16 protein-coding genes, 1 tRNA gene and 1 pseudogene are annotated in these 16,368 nt (G+C 67.1%); 4 read left to right on the top strand and 14 right to left on the bottom strand.

What is annotated here, in order from left to right; translation table 11 throughout:
* Nucleotides 1–13: 13 nt before the first annotated feature.
* Nucleotides 14–859: a class I SAM-dependent methyltransferase gene (locus ACLF6J_RS02390; RefSeq protein ID WP_134353712.1), complete on the bottom strand. Its 846-nt coding sequence runs from the start codon at nt 857–859 to the stop codon at nt 14–16.
* Nucleotides 860–1,091: 232 nt separating this feature from the next.
* Complete coding sequence (locus ACLF6J_RS02385; RefSeq protein WP_134353713.1) at nt 1,092–1,625, bottom strand: hypothetical protein; 534 nt, start codon at nt 1,623–1,625, stop codon at nt 1,092–1,094.
* Nucleotides 1,626–2,304: 679 nt separating this feature from the next.
* On the opposite strand from ACLF6J_RS02385, the gene ACLF6J_RS02380 reads away from it, so the two are divergent.
* On the top strand, nt 2,305–2,727 hold the full coding sequence (locus tag ACLF6J_RS02380) for a DUF1801 domain-containing protein (RefSeq protein WP_166804722.1): 423 nt from the start codon (nt 2,305–2,307) through the stop codon (nt 2,725–2,727).
* A gap of 62 nt (nt 2,728–2,789) precedes the next feature.
* Here the strand turns inward: ACLF6J_RS02380 and ACLF6J_RS02375 are convergent, their stop codons facing one another.
* Nucleotides 2,790–2,945, bottom strand: coding sequence for a VOC family protein (locus tag ACLF6J_RS02375; RefSeq protein WP_244093656.1), 156 nt, complete (start codon nt 2,943–2,945; stop codon nt 2,790–2,792).
* An 80-nt stretch (nt 2,946–3,025) separates the two neighbouring features.
* Nucleotides 3,026–3,148 (bottom strand): annotated as a pseudogene (locus ACLF6J_RS02370) (VOC family protein); the annotation flags it as partial.
* Nucleotides 3,149–3,224: 76 nt separating this feature from the next.
* Between ACLF6J_RS02370 and ACLF6J_RS02365 the strand changes: the two are divergent.
* Entirely contained in the window at nt 3,225–4,550 is a 1,326-nt protein-coding gene (locus ACLF6J_RS02365; protein ID WP_134353715.1) for an MFS transporter, read from the top strand.
* Nucleotides 4,551–4,557: 7 nt separating this feature from the next.
* Here the strand turns inward: ACLF6J_RS02365 and ACLF6J_RS02360 are convergent, their stop codons facing one another.
* The 7 genes from ACLF6J_RS02360 to polA all read right to left on the bottom strand — a co-directional run bounded on the left by ACLF6J_RS02360 (nt 4,558) and on the right by polA (nt 13,855).
* On the bottom strand, nt 4,558–5,370 hold the full coding sequence (locus tag ACLF6J_RS02360; protein WP_134353716.1) for an arginase family protein: 813 nt from the start codon (nt 5,368–5,370) through the stop codon (nt 4,558–4,560).
* A 90-nt stretch (nt 5,371–5,460) separates the two neighbouring features.
* On the bottom strand, nt 5,461–6,207 hold the full coding sequence (locus ACLF6J_RS02355; protein ID WP_134353717.1) for a formylglycine-generating enzyme family protein: 747 nt from the start codon (nt 6,205–6,207) through the stop codon (nt 5,461–5,463).
* A 19-nt stretch (nt 6,208–6,226) separates the two neighbouring features.
* Entirely contained in the window at nt 6,227–6,982 is a 756-nt protein-coding gene (locus ACLF6J_RS02350; protein ID WP_208526546.1) for an SGNH/GDSL hydrolase family protein, read from the bottom strand.
* A 35-nt stretch (nt 6,983–7,017) separates the two neighbouring features.
* Nucleotides 7,018–8,370: an MFS transporter gene (locus ACLF6J_RS02345; protein ID WP_134353718.1), complete on the bottom strand. Its 1,353-nt coding sequence runs from the start codon at nt 8,368–8,370 to the stop codon at nt 7,018–7,020.
* A 47-nt stretch (nt 8,371–8,417) separates the two neighbouring features.
* Complete coding sequence (locus ACLF6J_RS02340; protein ID WP_134353719.1) at nt 8,418–9,452, bottom strand: LLM class flavin-dependent oxidoreductase; 1,035 nt, start codon at nt 9,450–9,452, stop codon at nt 8,418–8,420.
* A gap of 54 nt (nt 9,453–9,506) precedes the next feature.
* Nucleotides 9,507–11,183 carry a DUF885 domain-containing protein gene (locus ACLF6J_RS02335; RefSeq protein ID WP_134353720.1) on the bottom strand — a complete coding sequence of 559 codons (1,677 nt, stop codon included), beginning with the start codon at nt 11,181–11,183 and terminating at the stop codon, nt 9,507–9,509.
* A gap of 38 nt (nt 11,184–11,221) precedes the next feature.
* The gene (polA, locus tag ACLF6J_RS02330; RefSeq protein ID WP_421076815.1) at nt 11,222–13,855 is read right to left on the bottom strand and encodes a DNA polymerase I; all 2,634 of its coding nucleotides are present in this window, start codon (nt 13,853–13,855) and stop codon (nt 11,222–11,224) included.
* A gap of 45 nt (nt 13,856–13,900) precedes the next feature.
* Here polA and ACLF6J_RS02325 point away from each other — a divergent pair, with 45 nt between their 5' ends.
* Entirely contained in the window at nt 13,901–14,329 is a 429-nt protein-coding gene (locus ACLF6J_RS02325) for a hotdog fold thioesterase (protein WP_134353721.1), read from the top strand.
* Here ACLF6J_RS02325 and ACLF6J_RS02320 read toward each other — a convergent pair.
* Together ACLF6J_RS02320 and ACLF6J_RS02315 are read right to left on the bottom strand one after the other, a co-directional pair.
* Nucleotides 14,304–14,879: a GNAT family N-acetyltransferase gene (locus ACLF6J_RS02320; protein WP_134353722.1), complete on the bottom strand. Its 576-nt coding sequence runs from the start codon at nt 14,877–14,879 to the stop codon at nt 14,304–14,306. The genes ACLF6J_RS02325 and ACLF6J_RS02320 overlap by 26 nt on opposite strands.
* A gap of 2 nt (nt 14,880–14,881) precedes the next feature.
* Nucleotides 14,882–15,502 carry an ANTAR domain-containing response regulator gene (locus tag ACLF6J_RS02315; protein ID WP_017830602.1) on the bottom strand — a complete coding sequence of 207 codons (621 nt, stop codon included), beginning with the start codon at nt 15,500–15,502 and terminating at the stop codon, nt 14,882–14,884.
* Between the two features lie 100 nt (nt 15,503–15,602).
* Here ACLF6J_RS02315 and ACLF6J_RS02310 point away from each other — a divergent pair.
* A tRNA-Leu gene (locus ACLF6J_RS02310) sits at nt 15,603–15,685 on the top strand.
* A gap of 20 nt (nt 15,686–15,705) precedes the next feature.
* Here the strand turns inward: ACLF6J_RS02310 and ACLF6J_RS02305 are convergent.
* Nucleotides 15,706–16,302, bottom strand: a complete 597-nt coding sequence (locus tag ACLF6J_RS02305) for an esterase/lipase family protein (protein WP_194239370.1) — start codon at nt 16,300–16,302, stop codon at nt 15,706–15,708.
* Between the last annotated feature and the right edge of the window lie 66 nt (nt 16,303–16,368).

Genomic DNA, 16,368 nt, shown 5'->3' with positions numbered 1-16,368 from the left:
CTTCGTCGCGGTCTCAGTCCCGGCGGGCGATGATCGTGTACGTGCACGGCAGCTTGTCGCGCTCTGCATCGGGCCAGGCATAGCCGCCGGGAACCTCCACCATGCGGTCGCTGAAGCGCCACGGCAGCGTTCGGCCTTCGTCGAAGTGGATGAGTCGGAGACCAGCGCGCAACAGAGCGCCGAGGATCTCGGACAGGGGGTGCGGCCACTCGTACGTACGCGTGTGAGCGAGGCGTCCGTCGCCGACGTAGGTGCTGTCGTCATCCCACTGCTGCGCATGCCCGGTCGCGAAGTAGGAATAGCGGGTGGTGAGCTCAGCAGCGTTCTCATCGAGTGCGTAGAGCGCGGGATGGCCGTCTCGGATGAAGAACATGCCGCCTGGGCGCAGCAGGGCCACGATCTGAGCGGCCCACCGCTCCAGGTCGCTGAGCCAGGTGATTGTCCCGATGCTCGTGTAGACGACATCGAAGTCGCCGTCGACTGCGGCACGCGCATCGAGAACGTCGGTTTCCACCCAGGTGGCGTCGATACCCAGGCGCGCAGCAAGCTGGGCGGCAGCACGGAGCGCGGACGGCGAGAAGTCGACGCCGGTGACTGTGGCGCCCGCGCGAGCCAGCGAGACCGTGTCGGTGCCGATGTGGCACTGCAGGTGGCACAGGTCGAGCCCGGAGAGCGAACCGGACGGAAGGAACGACTTCATCGCGACCAGATCGTCGCGCACGACGTCGCTGAGATGAGCCGGGTCGTCGAACGCGTCGAGTCCGTACGCTTCTTCGTGCACAGGCACGCGATCTTCCCAGTTCTCCTGGTTCGCCAGCCGCGCAGATTCCCAGTCGATGTCGACGTTTCTCCCGTTCACGCAGTGAGCCTATCGAGCCCCACGCTCTCGCTCGAGTGATGTCCGATAATGCACATTATGTCAGTTTGTCTCGATCAGGTCGCTCCTCCTCCCGCTGCGGGAGGAACTGCGAGGATAGGTTCGATGACTCCCACCGGCAGTGACTCCACGTGTCTCGTCATCCTGCGCGGCGACGCCATTGAAAAGGGGAGACACACGACAGCCAGCGGAAGCCGCTCGGCGTGAACCGCCTCTAAGTCTCGTAGGGGCTGGCCTTCACCCTGCCTCGTAGCCATTGGACCGGCCACACGAAATGCGCAACGGAGAGGGCAAACACGCCCCAAGCAATGGCCAAGAGTCCCCAAAGTACCGCGGCTGCGGACGCGCCGCCCTCCCCCGGGCTCACGGCCAGCGCCGCGGTGATTCCGATTAGAGCGATGAATCCAACGACCGCACCGGCCACCGTGATCGCGCCGTTCGCGAGCCACCGAGACCGAAGCGCCGGAACGAGTCGAATCGGCAGTCCGATGACCATTGCGAGGACCATCGATGGTGCGGCGACCAACACGCCACTGAAGACGATTCCGATGAGCGACATGGCTCCGTCATACTCGTTGCCGCCGGCCCCTGAGGTGATCATGCCGGTCCCCACGATCACCGCCGCGACGAACAAGACGAACCCACCCACAAAGAACTGAGCGATCGTCAATGTCCGAAGGTCGATCTCTGGCCGCGAAGTGCCCTCATCGCCAGCGGTTGACACGTTCGCGGCCCCGTTTGTGCTCACGTCTCGATCTTACGAGTTCGCCCCGCGGAGGCGGAGAAGCCGCCCATCACCTTCGCGCTCCCCATTGCACCGCGTTGCTGCTGGGGGCTGCGGACGCTCCCGATCCTCCCGAACCGGGGCGCCCACCGAGCCGCCTCCGCGTTGCACGACGTCATCGAAACGCCACCAAGTGACTACGAGCTGTTGGAAAGCGGCGACACAGGATCGCCAGCAGTCTCGATCAGGTCTCTCCTCCTCTCGCTGCGGCAGGAACTGCGAGGATAGGTTCGATGACTCCCACCGGCTGTGATTCCACGTGTCTCGTCATCCTGCGCGGCGACGCCGCGTCAGGCAAGACGACGACGGCGACGGCACTACGGAAGAATCTCCTCGGGCGGCGGGTGGCTCTCATCTCTCAGGATCGCTTTCGCCGTGAGGTGCTGCACGACACCGATTCGGCGTCATGCGGGAAGACCGCTCGCGACCGCCTTCGGAGAGGACGAGCTCCGCGAATGGTACGACGGATGGCAGCCCCTCCCCTGGTTCGAAGAGACGCGAGTGGGCCGCGAGGTGTCGACCGACGAGCTGGTGTCAGCGATCCTGCAGAACCTCAGGCTTAGGGGTCCGCACAGCCCGACAAGCGGGAGCGCATAGTCCGAAGTCGGCATCGACGAATGAACTTCGGCGATAGGCTCCGATCGTGGACAGAGTGAAAGATGACGTGGATGGGTTCCTGGTTGCGGCGTCACGCGCCGATGAACTCGTGCGCTTGGACGAGATCATCCGTGAAGCGCTGCCTGGTGTGGAGCGCGTGCTGTGGCGAGGCAAGATGTGGGGCGGTACGGACCAGGCGATCGTGGGCTACGGCACGATCGCTCAGCCCCGCCCTCGGGGCGGAAGCGTCGACTGGTTCCTCGTGGGGCTCGCGGAGCAGAAGAGCCACTTGTCGGTCTACGTGAACGCGGCTGAGAACGGCGAGTACCTCGTGCGTGCGCGCGCTCATCAGCTCGGGAAGGTCAAGGTCGGCGCTGCGGCGATCACCTTCCGGTCCGTCGACGACCTTGACCTCGCGGAGTTCCGCTCGTTGCTCCAAAGGGCGCGGGAGCTCGAACTCCCCGGATAGCGCGCCCCCGTCACGCTTCGTAGCGCCTGGGCCGCGGTGAGATGAGAGCCCCGGCGGGACTCCTACTGTGTGGACCAGACGCCGAGCTCGTTGCCCGTCGGGTCTGCGAAATGGAGGCGTCGCCCACCGGGGAACTCGTACGGCGCCTGGAGGATCGTGCCGCCGGCCTTCTCGATTGCAGCCTGCGTGGCGTCGAGGTCATCGGAGTAGAGGAGCACGAGAGGACCGCCGACCGGCCGCGGCTCATCCGCCCACCGGATTCATTGCCGTCGTCGCGCGGTGAAACGATCCCTGCGTATCCGGGGCCGTAGTCATGGAAGCCCCAACCGAACGCCTCACGGAAGAAGTCCTTCGACTTCTCCAGATCGGTGACGACGAGCTCGATGTAGTCCAGTGAGTGGTGCAGAGGTGAACCTGTCATGACGCCACCGTAGCCACCGTCACCGACAACGCTCCGAGGGCACTGAAGCCCGGTGGCAGAGGAGTAGCGTTGAGGCGTGCCGCCGGTCTCCCCCTCCCCCGTGTCGACCCCGGGGTTGCGCGCATGGATCATCTGGTCGGTCGGTGTCGCGGCCTACGTCCTCGCCATCACGAACCGCACGTCCCTCGGCGCGGTCGGCGTCGAAGCGGCGGACCGGTTCCAGGCGGATGCGTCGACGCTGGCCCTGTTCGCCGTGGTCCAGCTCGCCGTCTACGGCGGGATGCAGATTCCTGTCGGGGTGCTCCTCGATCGCTTCGGATCACGACCGATCATGACGGTCGGCATGCTGCTCATGGCGGCTGGTCAGCTGACGATGGCGCTGTCTCCGAACATCGGCATCGCGATCTTCGCGCGTGTGCTGCTCGGCGCCGGCGACGCCGCGATCTTCCCTGCCGTGCTTCGACTCGTCGCGACCTGGTTCCCCGCGCAGCGCGGACCGCTGATGGTGCAGTTCACCGGAATCATCGGCCAGGCCGGCCAGCTGATCGCGCTGGTCCCGCTTGCGGCGCTGCTCCACGCGACGACCTGGAGCATCACGTTCGGAAGCATCGCGGGACTCGGTCTGCTGTTCGCGATCCTCGTGGCGCTGGTCATCCGCAACCATCCCCCGGAGCAGGGCGCGGACGTCACCGTCAACACGGATACGGGTGTGGTCCGCGTCGTCACGTCTGCGATAGACACCGGTGTCGGCATACGAGCGGCGTGGGCCCACCCCGGCACCAGGCTCGCCTTCTGGTCGCACTTCACCACTCCCTTTGCGGGTACTGCTTTCGTGCTGCTGTGGGGAATGCCGTTCCTCACAGCCGGCGAGGGTCTCGACACCGCGCACGCCGCCGGCATCATCTCTGTATATGTCGTTGCGGGAATGTTTCTCGGGCCGATCATCGGCGACCTCTCCCGCCGACACCCGAATCACCGCTCGCTCGCGCTCGTGCTCCCCGCCGTCGGCGTGCAGATGGCAGCGTGGATCGCTGTCATCGCTCTCCCCGAAACGGCGCCGATCTGGCTCCTCTACGTGCTGGCGATCGCTCTCGCCACCGGTGGCCCCGCTTCGATGATCGCCTTCGACCACGCTCGGACGCACAACCCGAGTCATCGTCTGAGCACCGCGACCGGCGTCACGAACGCGGGTGGCTTCATCGCCGCATTGATCGCGATCTTCCTCATCGGACTCGCGCTCGACCTGCAGGGCGCGGGGACCCCCGAGACCTATTCGCTGGAGGCCTTCAGGATCGCCTTCCTCATGCCCATCCCGCTGTGGATCCTCGGGGTGACCTTCATCCTGATCGAACGCAAACGCACTCGGATCCGCATCGGCCTCGATCCGGAACGTCGGCGCTGAGGGACGCTCAGCGGAGCAGGTGCTGGAGTGTCTCCACGATCAACTCGACGCTGACGCGCTCCGGCACCTCCGCATCGCCTGCTTCGAACTCCGCGAGTTCGATCCCCCGCACGGAGTCCGGCGGTAGCGCAGCGAAGATCGCGGCGATCTGGTGAGGCAGCAATCCTCCCCCGACGCGGTACGCGGCAGGGATGTAGCCAGGCTCGAGGACATCCCAATCGACGTGGATCCACACCGGGCGACCCGCGACCGACTCGAGGACGCGCTCGGGCGTACTCTCCGACGGCGGGATGACGGTGACGCCGGCATCGGCGAGCAGCTGCTCCTCAGCGGTGTCGATGTCCCGGCCACCGACCACCACCACCTGTCTCGGATCGAGGCCCGCCCCGTGTCCGCTGTCCCAGAGCCCACACGCAGCGGCCAGGACCATACCTCCCAGATACCCGGAATCGGTCGTCTCCGGTGTGTTGAAGTCGCCGTGCGCGTCGATCCAGAGCACGACGGCCTCGGGGTGATGCGCTGCCGCCGTGGGCAAGGTGCCGAGGCTCGCCGCGCAGGTGTTGGTGATCAGGAGAGGGGTCGTGCCGTCCGCGATGGCGTCGCTCACCGCGGTGCGCAGCCCTCTCAGCGTCGTCTCTGCTTCGGGAAGTGCGACGGACCAATCATCGATCTCGCTCGGCGTCGGCGTGCCGATGATCAGCGGGTCGACGGCGAGAAGTGAAGAGACCGCCTCGCCGACGCGTCGTGCACCCGCGAGCGCCCCATCGGTGCGGTCGGCGACGCGGCCCTGGGAGACGATGAGCGAATATTCCGATGCCATGGAACCAGCTTTCCACCCGTGCTGCTCCCCGCCAAAACCGTCGGACAGCGAGCCTTCCCTCTGCGGACTTCGGAGACTGCGAGAGAGACGTCACCGTCGACGCGGCGTCCAACCCGACGGAAGCGGCCCGTCCTGCACAGCACGCTCGCGGTCGGCTCGAGCCGACCACCCCTGCGCCTGTTCGAGCGTGTCGAACGCCCCTCGAGCAAGCCGGAGGCCGACGTCTTCGTGATGCATCCGCGGCGCTCCCCCTCGGCGGACGGAGGCGCGGACACTCCATGCATCGTCAGCGAATCCTCCCCCGCGGAATACGCGGTAGTCGTCGTAGCGGGCAGGATCCAGGAGGTCCCAGCACCACTCCCATACGTTGCCGAGGGTGTCGAAGAGACCGTGGAGGTTCGGGAGCTTCCCCCCGACATCTTGCGGAGACGAGACGCCGTCCGCGCTCGTCCACGCCGCGTCGGCCAGAGGCGCATAGTGCGGCCCGGTCGACCCCGCCCGACACGCGAACTCCCATTCCGCCTCGGTGGGCAGTCGGTAGCCGTCGGCCGTCGTGTCCCAGGCGACCTCCTCGCCGTCGAACAGATAGACCCGGTCCAGCCCTTCCCACTCGGAGGCGGCGTTGCAGAAGTGGACGGCGCGCAACCAGCTCAGGTCGGCTGCGGGGCGACGCGGGTGGCGCATCGGAATGCCCAGTACCTCGGTGAGCTGCGCCTCCGTCACCGGGTACACGCCGATCTCGTACGGCTCGAGCGTCACCTCACGCTGCTCGCCCCGTCGCGCATCGCGGAGGGTCACGACCCCGGCGGGGATTCGCGCGAGCTCGATGTCGGTCACTTCGCGTCACTCCGCGGCATCACGACGGGACCCGTTCGACCCAGGCCGGGTATTTCGCCGCACGACCGTCGCCCGACGAGGTACGCGTCACTCGTCGGCGCACCCAGGGCCCGACGAACTCGCGGTAGTACGCGAGGCCCGATGGTCCTCCGCCTATGCGGTCGCTCGGCGCCCACCAGGTCTCCGGAGGCTCGAACCCGAGCGCGTGGAGCACCCTGGCAGCGACACGGTGATGGCCAGCCGCGTTCATGTGCAGACGATCGTCGGCCCAGTACGCGCCGCGAGAGAGTTCGCGATCGGGCCAGTTGAGCGCCCGGATGACGTCGGGGCGTCCTTCGATGCGTCGGAGCACCGCCTCGGAGAGCAGGTCTCCCCTGCGCTGGACGAGGGAACCCATCGGCAGCTGCCCGCTCGGGTTCGCACCGGAGAGCAGGATCATGGTCACGCCCTCCTCGTCGCAGCGACGCAGCACCCGGCTGAAGGCGTCGGCGATGTGCTCGACGTCGGTACGCGGTCGCAGCATGTCGTTGCCACCGCCGTTGAAGGAGAGGTGGGTCGGGCGCAGCGCGAGCGCCGGTTCCAACTGCTGCTCGACGATCGGCCAGGCCAGCTTGCCCCGGATCGCGAGGTTCGCATACTGGATCGGGTGTCCGGCTGCATCGGCCCATCCTTGAGCTGCGAGGTCCGCCCAACCGCGTTCCCGCCCATCCGGAAGGACGTCACCGACCCCCTCCGTGAAGGAGTCGCCGATCGCCACGAACCGCACATCTGCCATCGCCCCAGCCTATTGCGGGTCGGCGACAACGGGGATCAGCGATCGTCGAGCGCTCGCCCGCGCCGATCGACGAGCCCCCAGGCGGCGGCGGCAGCTCCGAGGAAGCATGCCCCGAAGACCGCGAACAGCAGCGGCGCTCCCCCGGCGACCAGCAGCACGGGAACCGACAGCGGAGCCACGATCGACGCGATACGGCCCACTCCGGCAGCCCAGCCCGCTCCTGTCCCCCGCAGCGACGTCGGATAGATCTCCGGCGTCACGGCGTAGAGCGCACCCCACGCACCGAGGTTGAAGAACGACAGCGCCATGCCCGCCGCGATGATCGCACCCTCTGTCGTCGCGGTGCCGAAGACCACGGCGGAGACCGCCGAGCCGAGAAGGAACACCGACAGCGTCACACGGCGCCCCCACACCTCGATCAACCACGCGGCGACCGCATAGCCCGGAAGCTGCGCCAACGTGATGATCAACGTGAAACCGAATGAACGCACCAGATCGAACCCGGCGTCGACGAGGATGCTCGGGATCCAGATGAACGCTCCGTAGTAGGCGAAGTTCACCCCCAGCCACACCACCCACAGGCACAGGGTGCGCAGCCGGAACTCCGGGTTCCAGAGTGTCGCCAGCCGCGCCCTCGCCGTGACCGCGATCGCACGGGAGGCGGGTTCCTTCCGGATCGCGGGTGCGACTTCCACACCGGCATCGGTCTCGAACGCCGACACGATGCGGTCTGCCTCCGCGATGCGTCCTCGTGAGGCGAGCCAGCGGGGTGACTCCGGCATGCGCCAACGTACGAAGAGTGCGTACGCCGCGGGGATCGCGCCCAGCGCGAACGCCCAGCGCCAGCCGTCGTCCGAAGCCGGGATGACCAGGAAGCCGATCACCGCGGCGGCGGTCCATCCGAGCGCCCAGAAAGCCTCCAGCACCACGATCAGGCGGCCGCGGATCCGCGCGGGTGCGAACTCGCTCACATACGTCGACGCCACCGGGAGCTCTGCGCCGAGGCCGAGTCCCACCAGGAACCGCAGGACCAGGAGCGCCACCAGTCCTCCGACCAGGGCGCTGGCACCGGTCGCGATGCCGTACACGAGCAGCGTGAGGGCGAAGACCTGCCGCCGGCCGAAACGATCGGCGAGGAGCCCACCGAGTGTGGCCCCGACGGCCATGCCGATGAATCCGACCGAGGCGATCCAGCCGGCCTCGCCTTTCGTCAGCCCCCACTGCTGCGTGAGCGCCGCGAGGATGAACGAGATGAGGCCGACATCCATCGCGTCCAGCGCCCAACCGACCCCTGACCCTGTCAGCAGGCGGAGGTGTCGACGTGTGAACGGCAGGACGTCCAGGCGCTCAGCCAGCGATGAGCGGCCCGGCAGGGCGGAGTTGGCCATGTTCTTCATCGTAGAGCCGAGCGCCCGACGTCCTGCGCGGGATGTCGTCAGTCCTGCGCGTCGAGGATCCGCTTCACGCGCGGGATCACTTCGGTCCCGTACAGCTCGATGCTGCGCATCATCGACTCGTGCGACAGGGTGCCGGTGGCGTACTTCAGGTCGAACCGCCCGAGCCCGAGGGTCGTGATCGTGTCTGCGATCTTCGCGGCGACGCGGTCCGGTGAACCCGCGTAGATCGCGCCTTCCGGCCCGACGTCGTTCTGGAAGCGCGCGCGACTGTACGCCGGCCATCCGCGCTCCCGGCCGATGGTGTTGTTCATCGCTTCGAACCCGGAGTAGGCGGCGTCCCAGGCTTCCGCATCCGTCTCGGCGATGTGGCCGGGCGAATGCACCGAGACAGGGTGCGAGGTGGTTCCGAAAGACGCGACAGAGCGGTGGTACAGATCGACGAAGGGCTTGAACCGCGCCGCCGGCCCGCCGATGATCGCGAGCATCAGCCCCAGGCCATGGCGCGCGACCCGTACGACGGACTCCGGGCTGCCACCCACCCCCACCCAGGTACGAAGGCCCTTCTCGGTCTTGGGGAACACGTTCGCATTCTCCAGCGAGGCGCGCATGGTGCCGGACCATGTCACGGGCTCCTCCTTGAGGAGTTCGACGAACAGCTCGAGCTTCTGCTCGAACAGCGCGTCGTAGTCCCGCAGGTCGTAGCCGAAGAGCGGAAAGGACTCGATGAAGGAGCCGCGGCCGAGGACGACCTCGGCTCGGCCGTTCGAGAGGGCGTCCAACGTCGAGAAGCGCTCGAACACGCGGACCGGATCATCCGACGACAGCACGGTCACCGCCGTGCCGAGACGGATGTGTTCGGTGCGCGCAGCGATCGCGGCGAGCACCATCTCCGGCGCGGACACGGCGAACTCTTCGCGGTGGTGCTCCCCCACCCCGAAGAAGTCCACCCCGACCGTGTCTGCGAGCTCAGCCTGCTCCACGACGTTGCGGATCGTCTGCGCTCCGGTCAGGAGCGTCCCGCCCGCGTCCCTCGTGATGTCGCCGAAGGTGTCCAGTCCGAATTCGATGCCCATGTCATCCCTCTCTATTCAGGTGAATGAACACTCGTGGACCGGATCCCATTCCCGTCAGCGGGGGAGCAGAGCGCTGCGCAGTGTGTCGAGGCCGACGCCGCCCAGGTCGAGCGCCTTCTTGTGGAAGTCCTTGAAGGAGAAGGCATCTCCCTCTGCGGCACGGACTCCGTCGCGCACCTGCTCCCAGATGCGCTGACCGACCTTGTACGACGGCGCCTGGCCCGGCCAGCCGAGGTAGCGGTTCACCTCGAACTGCACGAACTGATCCGACATGTTCACGTTCTGGCGCATGAAGTCGAGTGCGTACTCCGCATCCCACACTCCGGTGCCGTCGAGACGCGGCTTGCCCAGGTGCACACCGATGTCGAGGACCACGCGGGCGGCCCGCATCCGCTGTCCGTCGAGCATGCCGAGCCGGTCGGCGGGGTCGTCCAGGTAGCCGAGCTGCTCCATCAGACGCTCCGCGTACAGGGCCCAGCCCTCGGCATGACCCGAGGTGCCCGCGAGCAGCCGACGCCAGGAGTTGAGCTCGGCCCGGTTGTACACCGCCTGAGCGATCTGCAGATGGTGACCCGGGACGCCCTCATGGAACACGGTGGTGAGCTCCCGCCACGTGTCGAACTCCGTGACGCCCTCGGGGACGGACCACCACATGCGACCGGGGCGTGAGAAGTCGTCGGTCGGGCCGGTGTAGTAGATGCCGCCCTCCTGCGTGGGGGCGATCATGCACTCGAGCGTGCGAATGGCTTCGGGGATGTCGAAATGCGAGACGCCGAGTTCAGCGACCGCGCGGTCGCTCGTCTCCTGCATCCACTTCTGGAGAGCGTCGGTGCCGACGAGCTTGCGCGCGGGGTCGGCTTTCAGGTGGGCGACCGCTTCCTCGACGGACGCACCGGGGAGGATCTCGTTCGCGATCGCGGTCTGCTCCTCGACCATACGCGCGAGCTCCTCGCGCCCCCACTCATAGGTCTCGTCGAGATCGATGGTCGCCCCGAGGAAGCGACGCGAGTTGAGCGCATAGAGGTCACGCCCCACTGCGTCGTCGTCGCCTGCGGCAGGAGCGAGCTCCTCCGCGAGGAAACGGCGCAGCTCGTCGTAGGCGACACGGGCCGAGGCCGAATTGTCGGCGAGAGTGCGGGCGAGAGACGCGGGCAGCTGTCCCTCCTCGGGGTCCGCATTCGCGACGAACGCGGCGAAGAAGCCGTCATCGGCGGTGTAGCGATCGATCTGCGTCGCCACCTCGGTCACCTGCCTGCGCGCCGGCACGATGCCCTCCGCGATACCCGTCCTGAGGGTCTCGACGTAGCCGCGAAGGGCATCGGGCACCGCGGCGAGGCGGGTCGCGATCACGTCCCAGTCCTGCACCGTCGCCGTGGGCATCAGGTCGAACGCCGCGCGCACATCCTGTGCGGCAGAAGCGATCACGTTGAGATCGCGCAGGTGCCACTTCGCGTCGTGCAGCTCGAGGTCGAGCCGGAGCTCGGCACCGAGGTCGGTCTTCGTCACCTCGTCGATCGCGTCCACGGGCTCGAGCGCGGAGAGCTTGTCCAACGTCGCACGCGTCGCCGCAGCGATCTCCTCATGCCCGGCGGGGCTCAGGTCGCCGAAGCGGTCGTTCACCTCGTCGCGCCCGATGTAGGTGCCGAGAGTGGGTGCCAGAACCGCGATCGTGTCGACCCATTCATCGGCGACGGCGTCGATGGCGGAAGGGGTGCGGGGAGCTGAAGTCATAACTGCCAGCCTAGCCCCGGCCCCTCCCACGGCGGAGGTCAGTGCGCGGCTTCGTTCCAGTCACGGCCGCGGCCGACCTGAACATCGAGCGGCACCGACAACTGTGCGGCATCGCCCATTCGAGCGCGAACGATCTGCTCCGTGGCATCCCACTCCCCCGGGGCGACCTCGACGACGAGTTCGTCATGGATCTGGAGCAGCACGCGCGAGGACAGCTGCTGGGAGCGAAGGTCGTCGTGGATGTGAAGCAGCGCGATCTTCATGATGTCGGCGGCGCTCCCCTGGATCGGCGCGTTGAGGGCAGCGCGCTCGGCGTTCTCACGCAGTACCCGGTTCGGGCTCGCGAGGTCGGGGAACGGCCGACGACGCCCGAAGATCGTCTCGGTGTAGCCGACCTCTTTCGCCTTCATGACCGAGGCGCGCAGATAGTCGCGCACCGCGCCGAATCGTGCGAAATACTCCACCATCAGCTGCTTGGCCTCGGACTGCTCGATGCGCAGCTGCTTCGAGAGCCCGAACGCCGAGAGTCCGTAGACGAGGCCGTAGGACATCGCCTTCACCTTCGTGCGCATCGCCGGAGACACCTCGCTGGGCTCGACCCCGAACACGCGGGCGCCGACGAACCGGTGCAGGTCCTCGCCACTGTTGAAGGCCTCGATCAGCCCCTCGTCGCCGGACAGATGGGCCATGATGCGCATCTCGATCTGCGAATAGTCGGCCGTCAAGAGAGCGTCGTACCCCGCGCCGACCTCGAATGCGCTCCGGATACGGCGCGATTCCTCCGTACGCACCGGGATGTTCTGCAGATTGGGATCGGTACTGGACAGTCGCCCGGTCTGGCTCCCAGTCTGCACATACGTCGTGTGCACGCGGTGGTCGTCGCCGATTGCCGTGTCGAGGGACTCGATGATCTGCCGGAGCTTGGTGGCCTCACGGTGCTGCAGCAACAGGCTGAGGAACGGGTGCGGGTTGCTCTCCTGCAGGTCTGCGAGCACCGCGGCGTCGGTGGAGTAGCCGGTCTTGGTCTTGCGGGTCTTCGGCAACTGCAGGTCTTCGAACAAGACCTCCTGCAGCTGCTTGGGCGAACCGAGATTGAATTCACGACCGACGACCGAGAACGCCTCCTGCGCGAGCCCCTCGGCGCGAGCGGCGAGCTCGCCGGAGAACGTGGAGAGCACCTCGTGCGAGACCGCGACGCCCGCGACCTCCATGTCGGCGAGGGTGAGCAGGGTCGGCAGTTCGATGTCGACCAGGACAGCGGCGACCGACTCGGGGATGTCTTCACGCAGCGCATCGGCGACGCGCAACGCGAACCATGCCTCCTGCGACGGTGTGGCTCCCTCGGTCTCGGGCACCAGCTGGGATGGGTCGGCCTCGGGCAGCTTCTCGCCGAGATAGCGCTCGACCAAGTCGGACAGGGTCTTGTCCGGGAAGCTCGGCCGCAGGAGCCAGCCGGCCAGGCTCGTGTCATAGGCGAGACCGCGGAGGCGGATACCCTGACGGATCAGGGCCTTCACCTGCGGCTTCGCATCGTGCAGCACCTTCGGCGCGTCGGACTCGATCCATTCGCGCAGAGCCTCTGCGGCGCTCTCCGTCCAATCCGACTCGCGGAGGTCGGTGAGAGTCGCGGCGCCGATCCGTGTGGGGGAACCTCCCTGCGTCATGATCCGCAGGGAGACATCGCCGTCCTGCGCGGCAGCCCAGGCCGCCAGCTCCGCCGGTGACGTCTCGACCGGTGCGGGCACCACGACGACCGACGCCGGGTCATCGGCGACCTCCCCGGCTCCGACGGCCTCGAACACCCGCGGCAGCAGAGTGCGGAACTCGAGCCGGGCGAAGATGTCGCGCACGGCCTGCGCATCGATCGGTGCCACGGCCAGGTCGGAGGGTCCGACCGGGAGCTCGACATCGGTGAGGAGACGGTTGAGCTTGCGGTTGCGTCGGACATCGTCGATGTGGTCGCGGAGGTTGCCGCCGACCACTCCCTTGATCTCGTCGGCACGGGCGATCAGCTCATCGAGCGATCCGAACTGCGTGAGCCACTTGACCGCCGTCTTCTCTCCGACCTTCGGCACGCCGGGCAGGTTGTCGCTGGTCTCGCCGACCAGGGCCGCGATGTCGGGGTACTGCTCGGGACGCACACCGTAGCGCTCCTGCACCGTTGTCGGGTCGTAGCGCTTGAGTTGCGAGACGCCTTGCACCGACGGGTAGAGCAGCGTGACGTCGTCGTTCACGAGCTGGATGGTGTCACGGTCTCCGGAGACGACGAGCACGTCGAAGCCCTGCTCGGCGCCCTGTGAAGCGAGCGTCGCGAGGATGTCGTCGGCCTCGATCCCCTCCTTCGTCAGGACAGGGATCGACATGGCGGCGAGGCAGTCCTGCAGAAGCGGGATCTGACCCTTGAACTCCTGCGGCGACTCGGAACGCGTGGCCTTGTACTCCGAGTACTCCTCCGTGCGGAACGAGTGACGCGAGGTGTCGAAGGCGATCGCCAAGTGCGTCGGCTGCTCGGCTTTGATGAGGTTCACCAGCATCGAGAGGAAGCCGTAGATGCCGTTGGTGTGCTGATTGTCCTTGGTCGTGAAATTGTCGACCGGGAGCGCGAAGAAAGCGCGGTAGGCGAGCGAGTGGCCGTCGACGACCATGAGGGTAGGCTTTGCGGAGTCCGTCACCCTGTCAGCCTAACGAGGACGACAGACACCCGCTGAGGAGGATGCATGAGCGACGTCGCGACGAGCGAGGGACTCGACTGGGCCACGGCCCGCGGAATGGGTGCCCTGGCCGAGAAGATGGGCATGGAGTTCGTCGAGTTCGGCATCGACCGTTGTGTCGCGACGATGCCTGTCGAAGGCAACACCCAGCCGGTCGGCCTCATGCACGGTGGCGCGTACGTGGTGCTCGGCGAATCGCTCGGTTCGATGGCGGCGAACCTGCATGCCGGTGCCGGCCGTCTCGCCGTCGGCGTCGACATCAACGCGACGCACACTCGATCGGCCACGTCAGGCGTCGTCACCGGCGTGTGCACACCGGTGCACCTGGGACGGAGCATCACCGTGCACGAGATCGTGGTGACCGACGATCAGGGACGCCGCTGCTCCACGATCCGCATCACCAACATGATCAAGGACCTTCCCGCCGCCAGCTGAGCGGTTGCTCGAGCAGTCGCTGGAACAGCAGGTGGTCCTGCCACTCCCCCGCGATGCGGAGGTACTTCGGCGCCATGCCGATGCGCTCGAAGCCGTTGCCGACCAGCACGCGTTGGGAACCGAGGTTGTGCAGCAGGGTGGCGGCCTGGAGCCGGTGAAGGCGGACCTGCGTCCGTGAATACTCGATGAGCTGAGCGACCGCGCGACTCGCGAGGCCGCGGCGCAGCCGCGTGGCATCGACCCAGTAGCCGAGGTCAGCGCTCCAGAACGCACCCCGGACGATGTTGTTGATGTTCATCCGACCGCGGATCTCCCCGTCATCGGATTCGATGACGAAGCGGAGACTCCGCCCGGCGTCCGCGTCTTCCACGCAGAGCTGTGCGTGCTGCTCCTGCGCGGCGACGGTGAAGAACGCCTCCGAGCGCGTCGGCTCCCACGGCGCGAGATGTTCGCGATTCGCGACATACGCACGGGCGAGCGCAACTCCATCCCCCCGCCTCACCGGCCGCAGGATGTGCTCGGTATCGAGCCGGATCGCGCCGGCGCTCACCGCTACTTCTTGGGGGCGAGCTGCTCGATGATCGCCTTGGCGACGTCCTGCATCGTCAGACGGCGGTCCATCGACGCCTTCTGGATCCAGCGGAACGCCTCAGGTTCGCTCAGGCCCATCTTCTCGTTGAGCAGACCCTTGGCCCGATCGACGAGCTTGCGGGTCTCGAAGCGCTCGACCATGTCGGCGACCTCGGCCTCGAGCGTGATGATCTGCTCGTGGCGAGCCAGCGCGATCTCGATCGCGGGCAGGAGGTCGTTCGGGGTGAACGGCTTCACGACGTACGCGAGAGCACCGGCCTCGCTCGCGCGCTCGACGAGCTCCTTCTGGCTGAACGCCGTGAGCAGGACGACCGGCGCGATGTTGCCCTTGTGCAGCTTCTCCGCAGCGCTGATGCCGTCGAGCTGTGGCATCTTGACGTCCATGATGACGAGGTCCGGTCGGAGCTCGGTCGCCAGAGCGACCGCGGTCTCTCCATCCCCCGCCTCGCCCACGACATCGAAGCCGTTGTCGCGAAGGATCTCGACGATGTCGAGACGGATCAGCGACTCGTCTTCAGCGACGACGACGCGTCGGGGTGCGGATGACGTGGGCTGCTCAGCCTGCTCTTCTTGCTCTGTCACACAACCATCCTAGTGGAGAGCCCCTGTTCGCAGGCCCCAGGCGGTCGGCGCGGAGAATCCGGGTCTCATGCTGCGCTAAAGTCGTAGACGCGACACACGAGCCGGCGTGGCGGAATGGCAGACGCGGAGCACTCAAAATGCTTTGTCCGAAAGGGCGTGTGGGTTCGAGTCCCACCGCCGGCACCGTTTGATGAAGAGAGCCCTCAGGGCTCCTCGGCGAGGACAGCCAGCTCGGCGAGCACCCGGGGATGCGCGAGGATCCGGAAATGCCCCCCGGTGTCGAGGCGGACGTTCTTGGCACCGACGAGTTCGCTGCCCTCCGGGATGTGCGGGTCGAATTCCGCGTAGATCGAGACGATCCGATCGTTCACCGACCGTCTCTGTGTGAGGCTCACGATTCCCGGGTCATCGGGGGCGAACTCCCGCAGCGTCCGCGAGAGCATCAAACGGGCATAGCTCGAACCGCCGAACGGTGTCGCGATCGCCAGCATCGAGCGCACACGGCCGGCCGCCGGTCCCGTCATGACCAGCTTGCCCGCGAGCCCGCCCTTGCTGTGGGCGACCAGGATCACATCCGTGAGGTCATGGCGCTCCAGGAAGTCCCCGACGCTCTGCGCCATCTCCACCACCGGACGTCGATTGCGATGGAGGGTGTCGACGACCTGGACCGGGTGGCCTCGCTCATGCATCGCCGCGACGAGCGGCTGCATGAACTTCCACGTTTCGTAGACGCCGGGAAGGACGACGATCCGTGCACCGCTCCCGGAGGTGAACGACGCAGGATCCGTGCGGTCGAACATCGCGCGCAGCTGCCAGAACCCCGCGTACGCGTAGTCCGCGCACCACCACCCCGCCTTCCTCAGCGC

The organism is Microbacterium sp. IO18, assembly GCF_049099505.1.
Lineage (GTDB): Bacteria > Actinomycetota > Actinomycetes > Actinomycetales > Microbacteriaceae > Microbacterium > Microbacterium aurugineum.
The sequence above is the reverse complement of the archived record's forward strand: the minus strand, read 5'-3'. Positions and strand labels throughout refer to the sequence as shown.

Bases quoted from the DNA above. Each gene is read 5' to 3' on its own strand.
- ACLF6J_RS02340 (WP_134353719.1), bottom strand. From the start codon at position 9,452: ATGGGCATCGAATTCGGACTGGACACCTTCGGCGACATCACGAGGGAC.
- ACLF6J_RS02335 (WP_134353720.1), bottom strand. From the start codon at position 11,183: ATGACTTCAGCTCCCCGCACCCCTTCCGCCATCGACGCCGTCGCCGAT.
- ACLF6J_RS02360 (WP_134353716.1), bottom strand. From the start codon at position 5,370: ATGGCATCGGAATATTCGCTCATCGTCTCCCAGGGCCGCGTCGCCGAC.
- ACLF6J_RS02305 (WP_194239370.1), bottom strand. From the start codon at position 16,302: ATGTTCGACCGCACGGATCCTGCGTCGTTCACCTCCGGGAGCGGTGCA.
- ACLF6J_RS02325 (WP_134353721.1), top strand. From the start codon at position 13,901: ATGAGCGACGTCGCGACGAGCGAGGGACTCGACTGGGCCACGGCCCGC.
- ACLF6J_RS02350 (WP_208526546.1), bottom strand. From the start codon at position 6,982: ATGGCAGATGTGCGGTTCGTGGCGATCGGCGACTCCTTCACGGAGGGG.
- ACLF6J_RS02345 (WP_134353718.1), bottom strand. From the start codon at position 8,370: ATGGCCAACTCCGCCCTGCCGGGCCGCTCATCGCTGGCTGAGCGCCTG.